Below are 17927 nucleotides of genomic sequence, written 5' to 3' on the forward strand. Positions count from 1 at the left end.
GCTTCAAATAGATAATGATATGGCATGATAGAAAATATTGGGTAATGAGATTTTGCAAAGATGTCTACACACTGTCACTGTCCTCAATGTGGTCATGGGAATGTTGTCAAAAATGGCTTTGTCAAGGATAAGCAACGATTCAAGTGTAAGAGTTGCCAATATCAATTCACCAATCTCTCCAAGGAAAGAGGTAAACCTCTCTGGATGAAACTAGAAGCGGTCTTACTGTACATGAGTGGTATGTCAATGAATGCCACAGCAAAACTCTTGGGAGTTTCCACTCAGTCAGTGCTCAACTGGATTAGGGATTTTGGCGAAGCAAACTACGAGAAACCGGCTCCAGACTCAGCAATCGTAGTGGAATTAGACGAACTGTGGCATTTTCTCCAGGCAAAAAAAACAAGTTATGGCTCTGGAAAGCATATGACCGTGTTACTGGGAGACTCATCGACTGGGAACTGGGAAATCGTGATAGTCAAACCCTAAGTCGTTTGCTAGAGAGACTGGCAAAGTGGAAAGTGACAGTGTACTGCACCGATGACTGGAGGCCCTATCAACAACTGCTGGATGAACATCCCGATGCGTTTCATGGGATTAGCAAAAGAGAAACAGTAGGAATTGAGAGAAACAACTCAGATAACCGCCATTGGTTTGCTAGATTTCATCGCCGCATGAAAGTTGTCTCCAGGTCAGCCCACATGATTGATATCACCATGGCAATATTTGCCAAATTCAGGGTCAATGGTAACACAGAACCACTGCGGGACTGGCGCCTCTCATTACTCTCTTGAAACTCTCAACCATAGAGCCCATTTATAAAGTGGTAGAAGTAGCAGAAAGACGACGCAACATAATGCGAGTCATCACGGCATAAATAGCCGCTTCGCTCATTTCTGGTAGATGCTCATAATCCTTACTCAAACGACGATACCAGTTCAACCAACCGAACGTCCTCTCGACAATCCATCTTTTTGGTAAGACCTCAAAAGACTTCCCTGAACGACTAATCACCTGGACTTTGGCTTGAATTAAGAGCCAGATGGCTAACCCAAAGGTATCACCTCGATAACCCTGGTCTACTAACATGCTCTTGACAGACTCGAGGAGTTGAGTTCCTTCTTCAAGCAAACTCATCAGAGCATAAGCTGTGACGATGCGTTCACTTGCATTTGCTTCGGTCACTATCACTTTTAAGACTAAGCCCAGACTATCGACGATTAGATGACGCTTTCGTCCTTTCACCTTCTTACCTCCGTCAAAACCGTAGACTTCCCCCTTTTTTCGGTGGTTTTTACCGATTGACTATCTGCCGCTATCACGCTGGGCTCAAGGCTCTTGCCACTCTGGAGGCGGCATTGCTCCAACAGCCTTAGATTGAGCCTTTCCCACACGCCATGACGTTGCCATTTACGGTAATAGCTATAGACCGTGCTACTAGGAGGAAAGTCATGGGGTAACATTGCCCATTGACAACCCGTTTTTAGTTGGTAGTAAATACCATTACAAACCGCTCGCATATCTGTGGTTCGTGGGTGTCCTCCGGGCTTTGCGGGAGGAATCATTGGTTCAAGTATTGCCCATTCTGCATCGCTCAGGTCTGTTTCATAGGCTGTCAGACTTTTCATGCTCTTTGTCTCCTTCTGCTCTTACTCTTAGTTTTCCTTTTTTTCTTCTCCTACTTGCTATCCATTACAAGACTTTATAAATGAGCTCATAGCAGCCCGCAAAAAAAATAATCCCCGCCCGGAGAAGGGAAGGGATACTGACTAGCTAGAAATATCTAGAAATATAAAAATAGGGATGCTGAACGTCCGCAAGCTCGGGGCATAGGAGATTACCCTTAATCCTCATCATCCCCAAAATCGTCATCGTCATCCATATCGAAATCATCCTCATCGGTGTCGTAGGTTTCTTCAAACTCTTCGTCATCCTGACTGAGTTGAGTGCCGGCATAGGCCCGGGCCCTAGTGTCGTCCAAAAGGTCGTCATCGGCTTCAACTTTTTTAGTTTTCACCTTGGTGGCGCTAGCCTTTTTCTTCGTCGTTGGTAATTCAATTGGCTCAATCATATAGCCTTGAATATCGTCCTGGGTTTCAATCAATCCCAACACTTCCTCATGGCTACTGAAGCCAGTACCCGCAGGAATAAGACGACCAATGATCACGTTCTCCTTCAGGCCCCGTAACCAATCGGACTTGCCTTCGATTGCCGCTTCGGTAAGCACCCGAGTGGTTTCTTGGAAGGAAGCCGCACTGATGAAACTATCGGTATTCAAAGAAGCTTTGGTGATACCAAGCAATACAGGAGTATAGCGGGCCGGAGCACTACCAGTGATGCCCATGGCTTCATTAACCTGTTCCACTTGGCGTAATTCCACCAATTCCCCTGGGAGCATGGTGGTGTCTCCCCCATCATCAATGCGGACTTTGGCGGTCATCTGCCGCACAATTACCTCAATGTGTTTGTCAGAAATATCCACCCCTTGGGATTGATAAACCGTTTGCACTTCATTGACGAGGAATTTTTGCGCCGCTTGCAGTCCTCTCAGGGCCGCTTGGTAACAACCGTCCTTGTCCACGTAGTAGCTGAAGAACACATCCAAAATTTCGTGGGGATTGTTGTAGCCATCGGTGAGGGCGTGGCCTACGTCAATGCGTTGTCCGTCGGTGACCATGGCGTTTTGTCCCGGTAACAGGGGATATTCGCTCACGGTGCCGTCGTCTTCCACCACTTTGATGTCGACACTCTCATCTTCCAGGTATTCCACCTGACAGACCCCAGGGGCCCGGGCCAGGACGCAGGCTTCTTTAGGTTTACGGGCTTCCAACAGTTCTTCAATCCGGGGTAAACCCTGGACGATATCCCCGGTTTTAGCCCGCTCAAACACCAGCAGCACGAGGTTATCCCCCCGTTGCACCAGGTCGCCGTCTTCGATGTGGAGCACTGCCCCAGGGGAAACCCGATAGGGTCGGGCTCGGCGTAACACTAACTGATAGTTGTCCCCTTTGCCGTTGATTTCCAGGACTTTGCCGGACTCCTCCAGTTTGACCCCGGGCACCAATTCCTGCCCTGCCACCAAGAGTTGTCCTGGTTTGACTTCCGGGGCACTTGGCAGATCCACCACCAGGCGATCTGCTGCCCGTTCCAGTAACACCCGGCGGATGGATTCCTGTCCTTCCTTGATACCCCGCACAGTGCCCGCTTCCTTACATTGAATTTCGGTACGAGCCACCACCGCTCCGGGGGGAATTTGGTCGCCATCTTGCACCAGTAAGCGGGTTTTGGAGGCTCCGCCGAGGGGATCGGATTCCTGGTCCCGGCGTAGTACCAAAGATTCTAAAATCACCAACTGTAAGCGCTGGCAATCTTCCTCTTCGTCGTCCTGGAGTTCAATATCGGCGGAAAGGTGGGAAATACCTTCGTTACCACTGCCATAAATTTCCAACACCAATTGGGTGCTGAGCAGGGGGGCCCCTTCGACGGATTTAACCCGATCGCCGTCTTTATAGAATAGACGTTGCACTGAGCGCAATTCAATCTGGCGGCCCCCTTCTTCGTTTTGGGAACCCTGGGAGGGGGCGGCGGGCTCATCAAATACTTTGTACTCTTCCACGGGGCGTAGCAGCAAACCATTGCCTTCGGGACTTTCAATCCATTCGGCCTGGCTGAGGGTGCTAACGGTAACACCGGGGAAAACATCCTGCCCTGGTTGCAGCAACTGGCCGCTTTCAATTTTCACCGAACCGGGGTCCACATCTTGGTAGAAGTCACCGGGTTTGATAATAATTTCCCGCAGAATATCGTTTTTCTGCACCACTTCAACGATGCCGCTGGATTGGCAGAAAATGTCCTTGACCACTTCCGTGCCCGCTTCCACATACTGGCCATCTTCCACAATTAACAGGGAAATATCTTTGTTAATTTCGTGGGTTTCTTCGGGAATCCAGAGCAGGGTACCCCCTTTAGTGACTTCATAGCCTTGTTTGCGGCCGCCCTTAGCCACTTCCACGCCGGCATAGCGAATCATGCCCCCGGTGGTGGTACGGTAACGGTCGTCGATTAATTCCGCCACAATGCTGTGGTTCTGCACTTTGGTACCGGGAGCGGCTTTGAGCAGGAAGCGTTGCTTATCGGCCGTGTAGATAACGTATTGTTCCCGGCCGCCACTACTTTCCAGCTTGACCTGGGCTTGATCTAACAGCACAGAGGCGGTGATGATTTCAATTTCCCGGTTACTCACAAGGCGCACCACCCCACCGTCGTTGGTGACCAGCTTGGTTTCGGCCATGATGCTGCCTACTTCCACCTGCTCGTCATTTTTCACCACGGGTTCTGCCCCAGGCGGTAAGTTATATACTTCCCCGGAAAGGATCCAGACTAGACCACCCCGTTGGGCGATGCGGGTGGTGTTCCCCTGACGGTCAGTTTTTTCCTCCGGCACCAGGCGATCGAACAGCACTTCTCCGGCCAGATCCCCAGCTACGTCCTTGGTGGCCCGCTCCGTGGAACGTTGGGTTTTGGAGAGGGAAATTTCCGTCATCAACTGCCCCGCTGTCACCGTCTGTCCATCCTGCACAAACAGTAGGGAACCGGGGGTGAGGGAGTAGGTTTGGGTGGCAGCTTTTTTGCCTTCCCCTTTCCAGATTAAATCCCCGGCAATTTCCACCTGCTCCGCATCTTCCCCGTGGCGGGTACGGACTTTACGGGTGCTTAAACCTTTACCCCATTTGACGGTGCCGTCTTCGGGCGCTTTCTCTTGGCGGGCCACTTCCCCGGTGAATACCCCCCCAGTGTGGAAAGTCCGCATGGTCAACTGGGTGCCGGGTTCCCCGATCGATTGGGCGGCGATAATGCCTACCGCTTCCCCTAGGTCAACTTTGTGACCATGGGCCAAGCTCCAGCCGTAGCAGTTTTGGCACACGGACCGGGCCGCTTCACAGGTCAACGGCGATCGTACATAAACCTCATCGGTGACGGCGGCAATGCGGTTTGCCAAGGCTTCGTCAATTTCATCGTTCCGTTTGGCAATAATTTCTCCGTCCGGGCCCACCACATCCTTAGCCAGCAAACGACCAAACAGGCGATCGGCCAAGCTGATTTTTACCTGGTCCCCATCGGTCATGGCGGTGACCCGTAGACTGCGCTCGGTGCCACAATCCTGTTCCCGCACAATTACGTCCTGGGAAACGTCCACCAAACGCCGGGTGAGGTAACCAGAATCCGCCGTCCGCAGAGCCGTGTCCACCAGACCCTTGCGGGCACCATAGGAAGAAATTACATACTCAGTAACCGTCAGTCCTTCCCGGAAATTGGTTTTAATGGGCAAGTCGATAATTTCCCCCTGGGGATCCGCCATCAAGCCCCGCATCCCCACCAATTGCCGCACCTGGCTCATGTTCCCCCGGGCACCGGAGAAAGCCATCATATAGACGGAGTTGAGAGGATCGGTTTTGCGGAAGTTAACCACCACCTGATCCTTCAACTCCTCCGAAGTACCGTTCCAGGTATCAATTACCTTTTGGAACCGTTCTACCTCGGTGATTTCCCCCCGAGCATAGCGTTCCTCCGTGGTGCGAATTTCCTTTTCCGCCGCCTCCAGCATTTGCTTTTTCTCTGGAGGAATAGTTAGGTCATCTACACTAATGGAAACCCCCGCTTTGGTGGCAAAACGAAACCCCAGTTCCTTCAGTTCATCAGCCAACTGTGAACAGCGGGCAGAACCGTAACGACGGTAGGCAAGGGCAATGAGTTTTTTCAGGCGGCCTTTGTCGATGGTGTAGTTATAAAACGTCATAACGCTCCAAGATTGAGATTAGGGGGCAAGGCAATTAAGGGGGCAGGAGGATTAGACCCTAGGCGATCGCCATCCTCCTGAAAAACTAACGGGAAAAATGGTTGGGACTACACTTCTTCTTCTTCCAAATCCTCCTCGGTGTGGAGGGACTCATAGGTGGGACGATTGGGGGCCCGACGCTGGCTGTCGATCATCAAATCTACTTCTGCATCGGCGCTTTCACCATCTTCGGACAGTTGTACTTTGTGGGCGGCAATGTCCAAACCAAGGGATTGTAGTTCCCGCATCAACACCTTGAAGGATTCTGGGGTACCGGGCCGGGGAATACTCTTGCCTTTAACAATGGCATTGAGGGCTTCGTTACGACCCTGCATGTCATCGGATTTAACGGTGAGTAGTTCCTGCAAAATGTAGGCGGCGCCGTAGGCTTCCAGGGCCCACACTTCCATTTCTCCGAACCGCTGTCCCCCCTGTTGGGCTTTACCCCCCAAAGGCTGTTGGGTAACCAAGGAGTAGGGCCCGGTGGAACGGGCGTGGATTTTATCGTCCACCAAATGCACCAGTTTGAGCATATAAGCTTGCCCAACGGTAATCGGACGGTCAAAGGGTTCCCCGGTGCGGCCGTCGAACACTTGGATTTTGCCGGGGTGGTTTTCGTTAAATACCCAGTCTTTGTTCGGCCGTTGGGAGGCTTCTTCCAACAAGCCATGGACCGTATCCCGGGACGCTTCTTCCCCGTACATCTCATCGAAGGGGGTAATTTTGAAGCGCACACCAAGGTTTTCCCCAGCCCAACCCAGCAAGCATTCGAACACCTGACCTACGTTCATCCGGGAAGGAACCCCCAGGGGATTAAGGGCAATGTCAATGGGGCGACCATCAGGGAGATAGGGCATATCTTCGATGGGCAAAATGCGGGAAATAATCCCTTTATTGCCGTGGCGACCGGCCATTTTGTCTCCCACTTGGATTTTCCGTTTTTGGGCTACGTAAATCCGCACCACCATATTGGCACCGGGGGGTAATTCGTCTCCTTTTTCCCGGGTGAACACTCGCACATCCACTACCCGACCTTTTTCACCGTTGGGTACCCGTAGCGAGTTGTCCCGCACGTCCCGAGCTTTTTCACCGAAAATAGCCCGCAGCAGTTTTTCTTCGGGGGGTTGATCTGCTTCCCCTTTGGGAGTGACTTTACCCACCAGGATATCGCCGGATTCCACCCAAGCACCGATGCGGATAATGCCATGTTCATCCAGATTTCGCAGGGCATCTTCCCCGACGTTGGGGATTTCCCTGGTGATTTCTTCGGGTCCTAGCTTGGTTTGACGGGCTTCAATTTCAAATTTTTCGATGTGGATACTGGTGTAAACATCGTCATAGACTAACCTTTCACTGATCAGAATGGCGTCTTCGTAGTTGTAACCCTCCCAGGGCATATAGGCTACGAGAATGTTTTGGCCCAGGGCCAGCTCTCCCCCTTCCGTGGCGGAACCGTCCGCTAGCACTTGACCAGGCACCACATCTTCCCCGGCATAAACAAGGGGCCGTTGGTTTAAACAGGTATCTTGGTTAGACCGTTGGTATTTTTGGATTGGGTAAACGATTTCTTCCCCTTTCTCCGCAGGGTTATCGGGGGAGTGGGGCTGCACCCGAATTTCGGTGGCGTCCACATAGGTGACAATGCCATGGGTACGGGAAACAATTACCATGCCGGAGTCGCGAGCAGCTTGGGCTTCCAAGCCTGTACCGACCAAGGGCCGTTCAGGACGCAACAGGGGCACTGCCTGCCGTTGCATGTTGGAGCCCATTAGGGCCCGGTTAGCATCGTCATGCTCCAGGAAGGGGATCATGGAGGTGGCAACGGAAATAATTTGCACCGGGGAAACGGCTACATAGTCAACTTGTTCTGGGCTGGTGGTGGAAAATTCCTGGCGGTAGCGAATAGGTACCGACTCGCCAATGATGTTGCCCTCTTCGTCTGTGGGAATGTCCCCGGGGGCCACCCGCATGTCGTCTTCTTCGTCGGCGGTGAGGTAAACGGGGTCTAAATCTTTCCTGACTCGACCACTCTCCACCCGAAAATAGGGGGTTTCAATGAAACCGTAATCATTGACCCGGGCACAGGTAGCTAAGGAACCGATCAAACCGGCATTGGGGCCTTCCGGCGTTTCCACTGGGCAAATACGGCCGTGGTGGGAAGGGTGAATATCCCGCACCGCAAAACCGGCCCGCTCCCGGGTTAGACCCCCAGGGCCGAGGGCAGAAATACGCCGTTTGTGGGTCAACTCCGCCAGGGGATTGGTTTGGTCCATGAACTGGGACAGTTGGGAGGAACCAAAGAATTCCTTGATGGCCGCCACTAGAGGCTTGGGATTCACCAAGGAAGCAGGGGTAAGGGCATCGGATTCGCTAACGGTCATGCGTTCCCTAATAATCCGTTCCAGGCGATTTAAGCCAACCCGAATTTGGTTCTGCAATAGTTCTCCAACGGAACGTACCCGTCGATTGCCCAAGTGGTCGATGTCATCGGTGGTGCCGACGTCAAATTCCAGATTAATCAGATAGTTGATGGCGGCCAGGATGTCTTGGGGGGTAAGCACCCGGGTGGTGTCCGCTTCATTGAGCCGGAGTTTTTTATTGAGTTTGTATCGTCCCACTCGACCAAGGTCATAGCGTTTGGGGTCGAAGAAGCGGGACTCCAATAACTGTTGACCACCACTAACGGTGGGGGGCTCACCGGGGCGAAGTTTTTTGTACAGTTCCACCAAAGCTTCCTCTTCGGTGGGATTGCCTTCTTTGTCGAGGGTTTTTTGATAAAACTCTGGGTGGCTGAGGGAGTCGAGAATTTCGTTATCGCTCAGACCGATCGCCTTTAGGAGCACTTGAGCCGACAATTTACGGGTCTTGTCGATGCGGACATAGACTAGACCATTTTTGTCAGTTTCAAATTTCAGCCAGGCCCCCCGGTTGGGGATCAGGGAAGCGGAATAGGTGCGGCGACCGTTTTTATCTAATTCTTTTTTGTAGTAAACCCCTGGCGATCGCACAATTTGGTTAACGATGACCCGCTCCGCACCATTGATGATGAAGGTTCCCCGCTCTGTCATTAGGGGGAGATCGCCGATGAAGACTTCCTGCTCCTTAATTTCCCCGGTTTCTTTGTTAATCAGACGGGTCGGCACATACATCTGCACCGAATAACTAGCATCCCGTCGCTTGGATTCATCAACATCATACTTGGGTTGTTTGAGCTTGTAATCTTTGCCCAAAAAGTGGAGTTCCAGCTTGCCTGTGTAGTCAGAAATCGGCGAAAAACTATTCAATTCCTCGATTAAACCTTCCTCCAAAAACCAGTGGAAACTAGCGTGTTGGATTTCAATTAAATCGGGCAACATCGTGGTGGCAAGGTTTGTCATGGTGGCTCAGAAGTCTCCGGAAATTTGCGGTGGTTGGGGTTAGGGAAGGCCGGGGAGAGGTTACCAGGGGGGCGATACCCCCAGATTAGGCAGGCACCGGTAGTTTAAAAAGGTTGCGGGCATTAGTAGTGGTTTGTTGGGCAAGGGTTTCTAGGGGGACATGGCGCAGGGCAGCGATCGCCTCGGCCACATGGCGGACAAAGGCTGGTTCATTGCGTTTACCCCGTTGGGGCACTGGCGCCAAAAAGGGACAATCGGTTTCCACCAACAGGCGATCGGGGGGGACCATCTGGGCACTGGCTTGGATCCCTTCAGCTTTTTTGAAGGTAACTGTGCCGCTAAAACTGATGTAAAACCCCAGGTCCAAAAACCATTGGGTTTCTTCAGGAGTGCCACCCCAACAGTGCATTACCCCAGCCACGGGCCCCGATTCTGCTTGGAAATCAGTCAATACCTGGCGCATGGTCTGGGCGGCATCCCGACAATGGATAATCACTGGCTTGTTTAATTCCCTGGCGATCGCCAACTGGGCCCGGAAAACCTCAATTTGATGGTCACGGTTATCGGCTTTGAAAAAATCCAAACCCATTTCACCAATGGCTACCACCCGGTCATCCGCCTTGGCATAGGCAAGGATTTGCCCAGCAGTATTGTCTTGCCAATCTTCGGCATCCAAAGGATGGAGTCCCACGGCGAAAAATAGTTCAGGAAAACGGTCCGCCAGAGACTGTATTTGATCAAACTCCTGGGGCTTAACGCAGGAATGAACCAGTTGCACCACCCCAGCTTGCCGCCAGCGATGCTGTAACTGGTCTAAATCCGCCGCAAAAACATCAAAGTTAATGTGGACATGGGTATCAACTAAATGCATGGTTCCCCTAATGCCGTGGGCGATCTCCAAAGTAACCAAAAACCAGAGGTTTTCCCCAGCTAGAATACCAGTTGATCAATACAGTTGACCAAAAATATTGCAACCATTTGGCCTTCCCAAGGGAAAGGACGGTGCCTAGGCAGCAGGCAAGGCGCTTTGGAGGGCTTTGGCTAAGCGAGCCTTTTTGCGGGCCGCATTGTTCTTGTGGATTACTTTGCACTTCACCGCCTTATCAATTTTGCTAAAAGCGGCGGCCATACTGGTGTTGATCGTGTCGAGTTTTTCCGGATTGGGGTCACTGGCGTAGGCCTCCACCGATTGAAAGGTTTTTTTCATCAGGGTTTTGATGGCCGACTTATAGCTTTTGTTTTGGAGTCGGTTGCGTTCAGCAATTTCGATGCGCTTCAGGGCGGACTTGATATTAGCCACGGTTGCTCTCTAGGGTACGTAACTGTAAAAAGGGCGGGTTCATAAAGATCAGAATTGTTATTCTAACAGTTTGGGGACGCCACGACAATGGTCACCTAACTGTACCAGAGGGGTAGTTCCACTTCAAAGCGACTACCTTGGCCCAACTGGCTGGTTACGGTAATCATACCACCGTGGAGTTCGGCGCATTTTTTGACAATGGGCAGTCCCAGACCGGTTCCAGGGATAGAACCAACATTGGTGCCCCGGTAAAAACTATCAAACAAGTTGGGAATGTCCTCAGGGCCAATGCCAATACCATGGTCCTGGACAGAAAAAATGCCAACGTCCCCCCGGCGCTGGAGATGAAATTCCACTGGCTGGCCAGAAGGAGAGTATTTGATCGCATTGCCGAGGAGATTGGTCAAAATTTGTCTTAATAATTTGGGGTCAAAGGCGACAATTTCTCCGGGGCCGAGGCCATCATAGCTGAATAATAGGCCATGGTATTCCGTACTGCTCTGGAGTTCATCGGTGATGCCCCGACAAAAGCTGACTAAATCTAGGGGTTGAGGCTCAAACGGTAAATATTTAGTTTCCGCCCGGTTAATGGTGAGTACATCGTCTAATAGTTCCACCATGTGGTGAACACTTTCCTCGATGCGCTCCAGATGTTGGCCACGTCTTTGGCCATCTAACTTAGGCCAATATTTTTTCAAAATGCCAGTGGAGGAACTGATAATTGCCAGGGGGGTACGAAATTCATGGGATGTGGTGGAAATAAACCGGGAACGCAATTCCCCCAATTCCTTTTCCGCTTCCAAAGCGGCCAAAATACGTTTTTCAGCATTTTTTATATGGGTGATGTCGTGGACGATCGCCACTAGATTAGCCGGGTGTTGGCCGTTGACGCCCTGAAGAAGAAACACAGAAGCAGTGACGGGAATTTCGACGGCAGTTTGGTAGTGTTGCAGGCTAAATTCTCCCTCCCAAGCACCGGAGCGAAACACCTGGGGAATGATTTCCATTTGCCAAAAATTGAGGTATTCGGGGCTAATATGTTCACTCAGATAGGTGGTTTGGGCGGTTTCCGGATTTTCCAGGCCAATTAAGGATTGCCCGGCCTGGTTGAGGAAAGTCACCTTTTGCTCTAGGTCGGTGATGACGATTAACTCGGTACTATTTTTGACCACAAAATCCAGGTTTTGCCGCTCTCTTTCAATTTGCTTTTGTCGGCGTAGGTCGGTGATTACCCCTACTAAGCCGTCTACTTTACCCTGGTCATCCCTCAGGGCGGTGATGGAAACATACACCGGCAGGCGATCTCCGGTTTTGGTGATGTAGGTCCATTCCCTTTCGTAAACTCCCCATTGGATGGCGGGAATGGCGAACATATCGATGGAATTGGGCCGGATGGTTTGCTGCAACTGTTGGGAAAGCTGGACGGCTTCGCTGGCCATTTCTTCCTGATCGTGGAAAATTAACGGGGTTTGCTGGCCAATCAGTTCCGCCGCTGTATAGCCCAAAATTTCCTCCGCAGTGCGATTAAAGGTACTGATAATCCCCCTCCTGTCGGTGGAAATAATCATGTAGTTGGCCACATCAAAAATGCCTTTTTGCAGTTGGTTCACTTCCAACAGTTTTTGTTCGGCCCTTTGCCTTTCCGATAACTCCTCCTGCAAACGTTCGTACAGTAATGATTGTTGAATGGCGATCGCCAATTGGTTACCAAGGCTTTGCATCAGTTGGATTTCTGCCGTTTGCCAAGTGCGGGAACTGGAGCATTGGTGCACAATCAGCAGGCCCCAAAGGCTATGGTCAAAAACAATGGGGGCAACTATTCTGGACTGGGATTCCGCCACGGTGAAACATTGCACTGCACAATTGATGGCACAATCCGGCAATTGGTCACGGGAAGCGTAGATGTAACCGTTGAGGTAACGCTGATAGCACTCCGGCGGAAAGCTTTCAGGACTAAGATCCATCTGCATCACTGAGGGTTGGCCATTAACCACTGATTCGGCGATCGTGGTGCCCAGACCGTCCTCTTGGATGTGGTGAATTAACACCCGGTCCGCGTGGATAGTGCGGCGTACTTCCGTCACAGTGGTGCGCAAAATCGTTTCTAGCTTGAGGGACTCCCGAATTCTTTGGCTGATGGAAGATAACAGTTTTTCCTGTTGGGCCTGGTTGCGCAGTGCCTTTTCCGCTTCTTTTAAATCATCGATGTCCGTACTACTGGCTAGCCAACCATTGATACTGCCAAACCGGTCCTCCAGGGGCAAGACCTGCAACAGGTGCCAACGGTACTGACCATCACTCCTCCACAGACGACACTCCAACTGGAAGAATTCCTGGGCGGCGATGCCCTGACGCCACTGTCTTTGCACATTTTCCCTTTCCCCTGGCTCAATAAATTGCTGCCAAGTGTTGCCGAGAATTTTTCGACCCCGGCGACCAAAATAGGCCAATGTCCGTTGATTGCACTCCCACACGTCCCCAGCGGAGGAAAGTCGCCAAACCAGATTGGGCAATGCCTCTAACAAGCTGCGGTGAATTTGTTCGCTGTCCCGCAGTTTCTTCAATACCCGTTGGCGATCGGTCACATCCCGCACCGTTACCAAGCGGCAATCTTCCCCCTGCCAATGGATGGGCACAGCCTTAATTTCCCCTATCCCTTCCTCCTCGGGGGAGACATTGATGCCAATTTCCGTCTGTCCTCGGTTGGACAACCCCAGTTGGGATTGTAAAAACTCTTCTTTGCTGAGGCCAAACATTTGGCAAGCCATGGGGTTAGCGTAGATTACCTTGTCATGGTTGTCTAAAATGACAATGCCATCGGCAATGGTATTCACCAAGGTTTGTAATTGTTGCTCCTTGGTATGGAGCGCCGCTTCGGCTCGTTTGCCATGGCTAACGTCCTGGGCTAAACAGAGGATTTTGCTGGTTTGTCCGCTACCATCAATTTCAAAGGCCGAAATTTCCACCACAAAGTAGTGTACTGATTGCCCGCCATCGGTAAATTCAAAGTTAAACTCCTTTTTTTCGTGGGCTTGGAGCGCCGCCAATTCTTCCAGCCCAAAGTACCTTGGGGGAAGCAATAGATCCTGCCGCGGGTCAGTCTCGACCATGGGGTTGGGGATTGGTGCCCCGCCGGAACCGCCTTCTAGCAAACTGCCGGGGATATTGAGATAGACGATTTCATTTTTGACCAGATCGTAGAGATAAATCAGGTTTGGATTACGGCTGAGTAACTTTTGAATTAAATGTTGGTTCCGTTGTTGTTGTTGCTGTTGCCAAACAATGCGGGCTTCTAAATGCTGGACGATGCGGGGCATTTCCACTTCCCGTTGCAGGGCCTCTAGCAACACATCCGGTTGGACCGTGGCCAGCCATTGTTGAGGGCCGACCCAACCAACAAAAGCACCACTGATGTTGGTAATGATCACATAATCATCGTTCTGTCGGCGGAGTAATTCCCTGGCGTGGCAATAGGTTTGGTTAATGGTGCAGAGGGGAAAAGTTGGGCTGAGGTCTGGGCCAATGGGATTATCCAAGCCGAGGGAGCCATAGTTGGGACCCTTAAAATAGTTGCTGAGGCTGACATTACCCAGGGGAATGCGGGGGGCGGCGGCGGGCAGTAGGGGGGAGGAATAGACCACCGGAAAACTAGAAATTTGGCGCTCAAAACAATGGTGGACCAATTCCCCCAAAGTTGTTTCTGTCCCAAGGCAAAGGGGAGGAGAGGCCGTAACCTGGAGGGGAAGATTCTGCCACAATTGACAAAGATTTACTGAGCGGATGAGATTGCCAATGCTCAGCAGACCCCAGGTTTGGTGTTGTCGATCCGCCACAGGGATTACGTCCCAGCCGTAGCCCCAGGTGGCAAAAATCTGCATAACTTCCCCTAAACTAGGCAACTTTTCTAGGTCTAGCCGCAGGGAGCAAGGCAAACACAGTTCCGCCAAGGCGATCGCCGGGGAAAAATGTTCAGTCCACAGGGCGGCGGCCAATTGCCAATCCGGTAATAAACCCAACAGTTGACCGTCGTTATCTAGCACCAAAGCCCAGGGGGGAAAAGCCTTAGCCTCTGCCGGGGGCTCCCAGGAACGTTGGCCATGGCGATGCCAGCGGTTAAGGGCCTCTGCCGCACTCAATTCTCCTGGCAAACAAAGACAGGCCCATTGAATGGCGCTGGCGGTGACTTCCCTGGGAGTGGCGGCAAAAGTCATAGTTCTGGCACAGCTTCTAGGGTAAGTTCATAGCGATATAGGGCAATGGGTTGGTGGCCAGCGGCGAAATAATCGGGGTCCGTGGGGGACAAGTATACGGCGGTAACTTGACTGGCGCTGATTTTTCCCGGGCCAACATGGTGATAGTCAGTGGTAGTTTCCACCTGGTTGAGGTATTGGGTACTGCCAGCAATAAATTGTTGGTTGGTCAGCTCCGTGGCGAGAAAGTGCTCCGGGTCGGGACTCCTTTGGCTGTAACCTAGGACAGTGGAAACTAGTCGTTGATGTTGGGGAAAAACGGTGACTAGGCGGGGACTGGGTTGTTCTTTAACCTGGACAGTAACATTTATTTCTTCTCCGTCCTTACCCAAATAAGCCTGGGTGATGGCTTCAGCGTTAAAACGGCGATCGGGCACAATAACTGGTTCATTGTTGACCAAATCCGATAGGGCCCAGTTAAATTCCGGCAGGGGGGTTTGGTCGATGAATCTGACGGGAAATTCTATTGGTTGCTCCAGATAGGCGGCATTCTTAGCAAAGCCGGGGCTGACGATATCCGGGGCCAGGGGGGCTAGTTGTTCGACAAGAGTACTGGTGACCTGCCATGTGCCGGCAAACCATTCAGGATAACGAATTTCTCCCTTTCTTTGCTCTAGGGTGGGCAAATTAGACCACTGGGGATAGGCTTCCCATCGGTCAGGCAGTGATTCGGCCAAAGTGGGAGATCTTGCGATCCCTAGCCAAAGCAAGTTGCACAAAAATAGCACTGTCAAGCGAACCAAAAATCTAGACAAAAATTTACCAAGACCGTTGTGGAGTGAGGCTTTGGGCCGATCGCCACGGCCACTGATGCCCTTGGATCCGATTATAGTCCTTCCCCTAGGAACCAAAACGCTTTTGTAGGGCCAATAGGGCCTGGGATGGTTGTTTGGGTTGTAGTCGGGGGGATTTGCGGGCTTGCATTTGGTTCCAGGCAAAGGGCCCTTCCTGGGCGGCGGATAGCCACAATAAACGCTTGGCCCTGGTCATAGCGACGTAGAGTAGTCGGTATTCCTCTGCTTCCTTGAGGCGGCGGGCTTCTTGCCAAGCGGTGGCCGTGACCGGCAGGGCGATCGCCTGGGGCTTTTGCTGTTGGCGATGGTGTACCACGGTGCGAATTTGGGCCCTGGCCACCTCCGCTAGGGTAAACTGCCCCAAAAATTGCCCTCCCTTGGGTACCCATAAATCGCCAGGGAGGGTGTCCTGGTGCAAAAAGGGTAAAAACACATAGTCCCAATCCAATCCCTTGGCCTTGTGCATGGTGATAATGGTGATTTGCCCCGGTCTGGTGTATTTTTCATCACTATCGCTGGCGATCGCCTCAAATTGTTCATCGTTGGCAATGGTGTGGAGTTCGCTGAGCAAATTTTTTAATGAGCGTTCGGGTTGGGTTTGTACCTGTAAACGTTCCGACAACTTTTGTAAGGTGGCTAAATCTGAGCTGTCATAGTTGAGGGCCAGACCCAAAAAAGCAATCAATTGATAGGCGGGCAGTTCCAGGCGGGCTTTGAGCAAACTACGACATAGGCCCTGGGCAGAAACCGCCGGGGAGGCCAGGGGAGGCATCAGGGGAGTGGGGTAGAGAAATTGTTCCGGCACCGCCGCCAAAGCATTTAAATCTTGAGTGGGAATTAGTTGGCGCTCCTGCAACACTGTTAAGGTGGCTTTGAGGAGATCGGGGGAATGGGGGCGGTCGATAAATTGTAAAAGACTAAGGATTTCCCCTGGTATGCGGGAATTACGATCCTGGTCCCCCACGTCCAAAACCTTCAGTCCACCATCTTTTTCCACATCCTTCAGGCGATCGGCCACGAACCTTCCCTGGCGATTTTCCCGTACTAAAATGGCAGCATTGTGGTGAGGATTGGCCAACAACAGGGGCACTAGCCGATGGCGAATTTGTTCTACTTCTTCATTGATATCTTGGGGAAAACGAATTTCCACTCCCCCATCGGTGGCCGGAGGATTGGGTTGGGGGTCCCCCGGTTCCACTGGACGAATTGCCTGGGGGCGGAAGGGTAAGGTCGCATCCCCTTTGGGACCACTATTAAACCGTGCTTGCCAATCTTGGTTAACCCATTCCAGCAAGAAGTTGGCCGCCGCAATTACCTGTAAATTACTGCGCCCCGCCTGGTCCATGGTGGCGAAACTGCCCAAAGCCTGGCACCGTTGGCAAAATTGATCGAAATATACGGGGTCAGCGGGGGTAAAGCTAGAGTTAATGGCTTGATTGGGGTCCCCCACCCGAATTAAACGAATGGTACCATCGGCGTTTTGGGCCAGCTTGGTCAGTAACTTTTCCTGCAGAGGGCTAGAGTCCTGGGCTTCATCTTCAAAAACACCAAAAAATTGTTCCTGCCACTGGCGGCAAAGGTGGGGATCTTCTAGCACCCGCAGGGCGGCCAAAATCATGTCGTTATAGTCGATCCAATTTTTCGCCTCCATCAGGGCTTGGTAATGTTTGAACAAACCGGCTCCCATCAGCAGGAGTTCGCTACCGGGGGCAATGCGACCCATGTCCGCCACAGCCTGGGGAGAGAGGCCAGAACTTTTTGCTTCTGCCACCACAGTTTTGGTTAATTCAGGTAAAACTTCCGTGCTCAGCACCGCCTGCCGCCGCAGGGTTTCCGTTGTCTCCCCGTCAAAATTACCCGCTTCCACCAGGGTTTGATAGGTTTTAGGATTTTCCCGCCGCCATTGTTCCACCGCATCTTTGATCAAGCGATGGCCTTTTTGGGGCGAAACCAGGGTCTGTTGCTCCGGGTCTAGCCCCGATACTTCCGGATGGCGTAGGGCAATGCTGAGGGCTAAACCGTGGAGGGTCTGCACCGTAAATCCCAAACTGGGTAAGCCCAAGGCCCGTAAACGTTGATTAACCTTGCCTTTGATGGCCGCCGCCGCTGAACGGGTGTAGGTCACAATCAGCAATTTTTCCTGGTTATGTAAACCATGGTGGGCAATGGCGATCGCCGCCGCCACAGAAAGACTATGGGATTTGCCAGCCCCGGGCACGGCGGAAACGGCCATCTCTCCCCCATGCCAATCCGCCAGAGGTCGTTGACTGCTGCGTAAACTCTGGCGGAGTTGCTCTAGGTTCAGGGAAGTTTGATTCATGGCGATCGCCGACGTTAGTGTTCCCCTCAATCTACCCATTGGCGCAACAAATT

8 protein-coding genes and 1 pseudogene are annotated in these 17927 nt (G+C 51.9%); 1 reads left to right on the top strand and 8 read right to left on the bottom strand.

Translation table 11 applies throughout. The features are described from left to right. Positions 1-60 precede the first annotated feature (60 nt). Positions 61-791 (top strand): IS1 family transposase gene (locus SYNPCCP_RS16705; RefSeq protein WP_102014004.1). Its coding sequence is split into 2 segments (ribosomal slippage): positions 61-391 and positions 391-791, totalling 732 coding nucleotides; the frame shifts between segments, so codons are not numbered across the junction. Between the two features lie 22 nt (positions 792-813). Here SYNPCCP_RS16705 and SYNPCCP_RS16710 read toward each other — a convergent pair. The 8 genes and pseudogenes from SYNPCCP_RS16710 to SYNPCCP_RS04095 all read right to left on the bottom strand — a co-directional run bounded on the left by SYNPCCP_RS16710 (position 814) and on the right by SYNPCCP_RS04095 (position 17913). Further along, positions 814-1625 (bottom strand): annotated as a pseudogene (locus SYNPCCP_RS16710) (IS5-like element IS5Sa2 family transposase). 215 nt (positions 1626-1840) lie between these two features. Then, entirely contained in the window at positions 1841-5794 is a 3954-nt protein-coding gene (locus tag SYNPCCP_RS04065; protein ID WP_010871994.1) for a DNA-directed RNA polymerase subunit beta'', read from the bottom strand. Positions 5795-5901: 107 nt separating this feature from the next. Further along, positions 5902-9210, bottom strand: coding sequence for a DNA-directed RNA polymerase subunit beta (gene rpoB / locus SYNPCCP_RS04070; RefSeq protein ID WP_010871995.1), 3309 nt, complete (start codon positions 9208-9210; stop codon positions 5902-5904). Positions 9211-9295: 85 nt separating this feature from the next. Continuing rightward, a complete protein-coding gene (locus tag SYNPCCP_RS04075; protein ID WP_010871996.1) occupies positions 9296-10081 on the bottom strand; it encodes a TatD family hydrolase in 786 nt (261 codons plus the stop codon). A gap of 135 nt (positions 10082-10216) precedes the next feature. Further along, complete coding sequence (gene rpsT / locus SYNPCCP_RS04080) at positions 10217-10510, bottom strand: 30S ribosomal protein S20 (protein WP_010871997.1); 294 nt, start codon at positions 10508-10510, stop codon at positions 10217-10219. A 95-nt stretch (positions 10511-10605) separates the two neighbouring features. Continuing rightward, positions 10606-14721 (bottom strand): PAS domain S-box protein, encoded by a 4116-nt coding sequence (locus SYNPCCP_RS04085; RefSeq protein ID WP_010871998.1) that lies wholly within the window; start codon positions 14719-14721, stop codon positions 10606-10608. Then, positions 14718-15437 carry a DUF6816 family protein gene (locus SYNPCCP_RS04090; protein ID WP_223211345.1) on the bottom strand — a complete coding sequence of 240 codons (720 nt, stop codon included), beginning with the start codon at positions 15435-15437 and terminating at the stop codon, positions 14718-14720. The genes SYNPCCP_RS04085 and SYNPCCP_RS04090 overlap by 4 nt, the downstream gene beginning before the upstream one ends. A 163-nt stretch (positions 15438-15600) precedes the next feature. After that, positions 15601-17913 (bottom strand): ATP-dependent helicase, encoded by a 2313-nt coding sequence (locus SYNPCCP_RS04095; RefSeq protein ID WP_010872000.1) that lies wholly within the window; start codon positions 17911-17913, stop codon positions 15601-15603. Positions 17914-17927 lie beyond the last annotated feature (14 nt).

It is taken from the genome of Synechocystis sp. PCC 6803 substr. PCC-P, from assembly GCF_000284455.1.
In the GTDB taxonomy this organism is placed as follows: domain Bacteria; phylum Cyanobacteriota; class Cyanobacteriia; order Cyanobacteriales; family Microcystaceae; genus Synechocystis.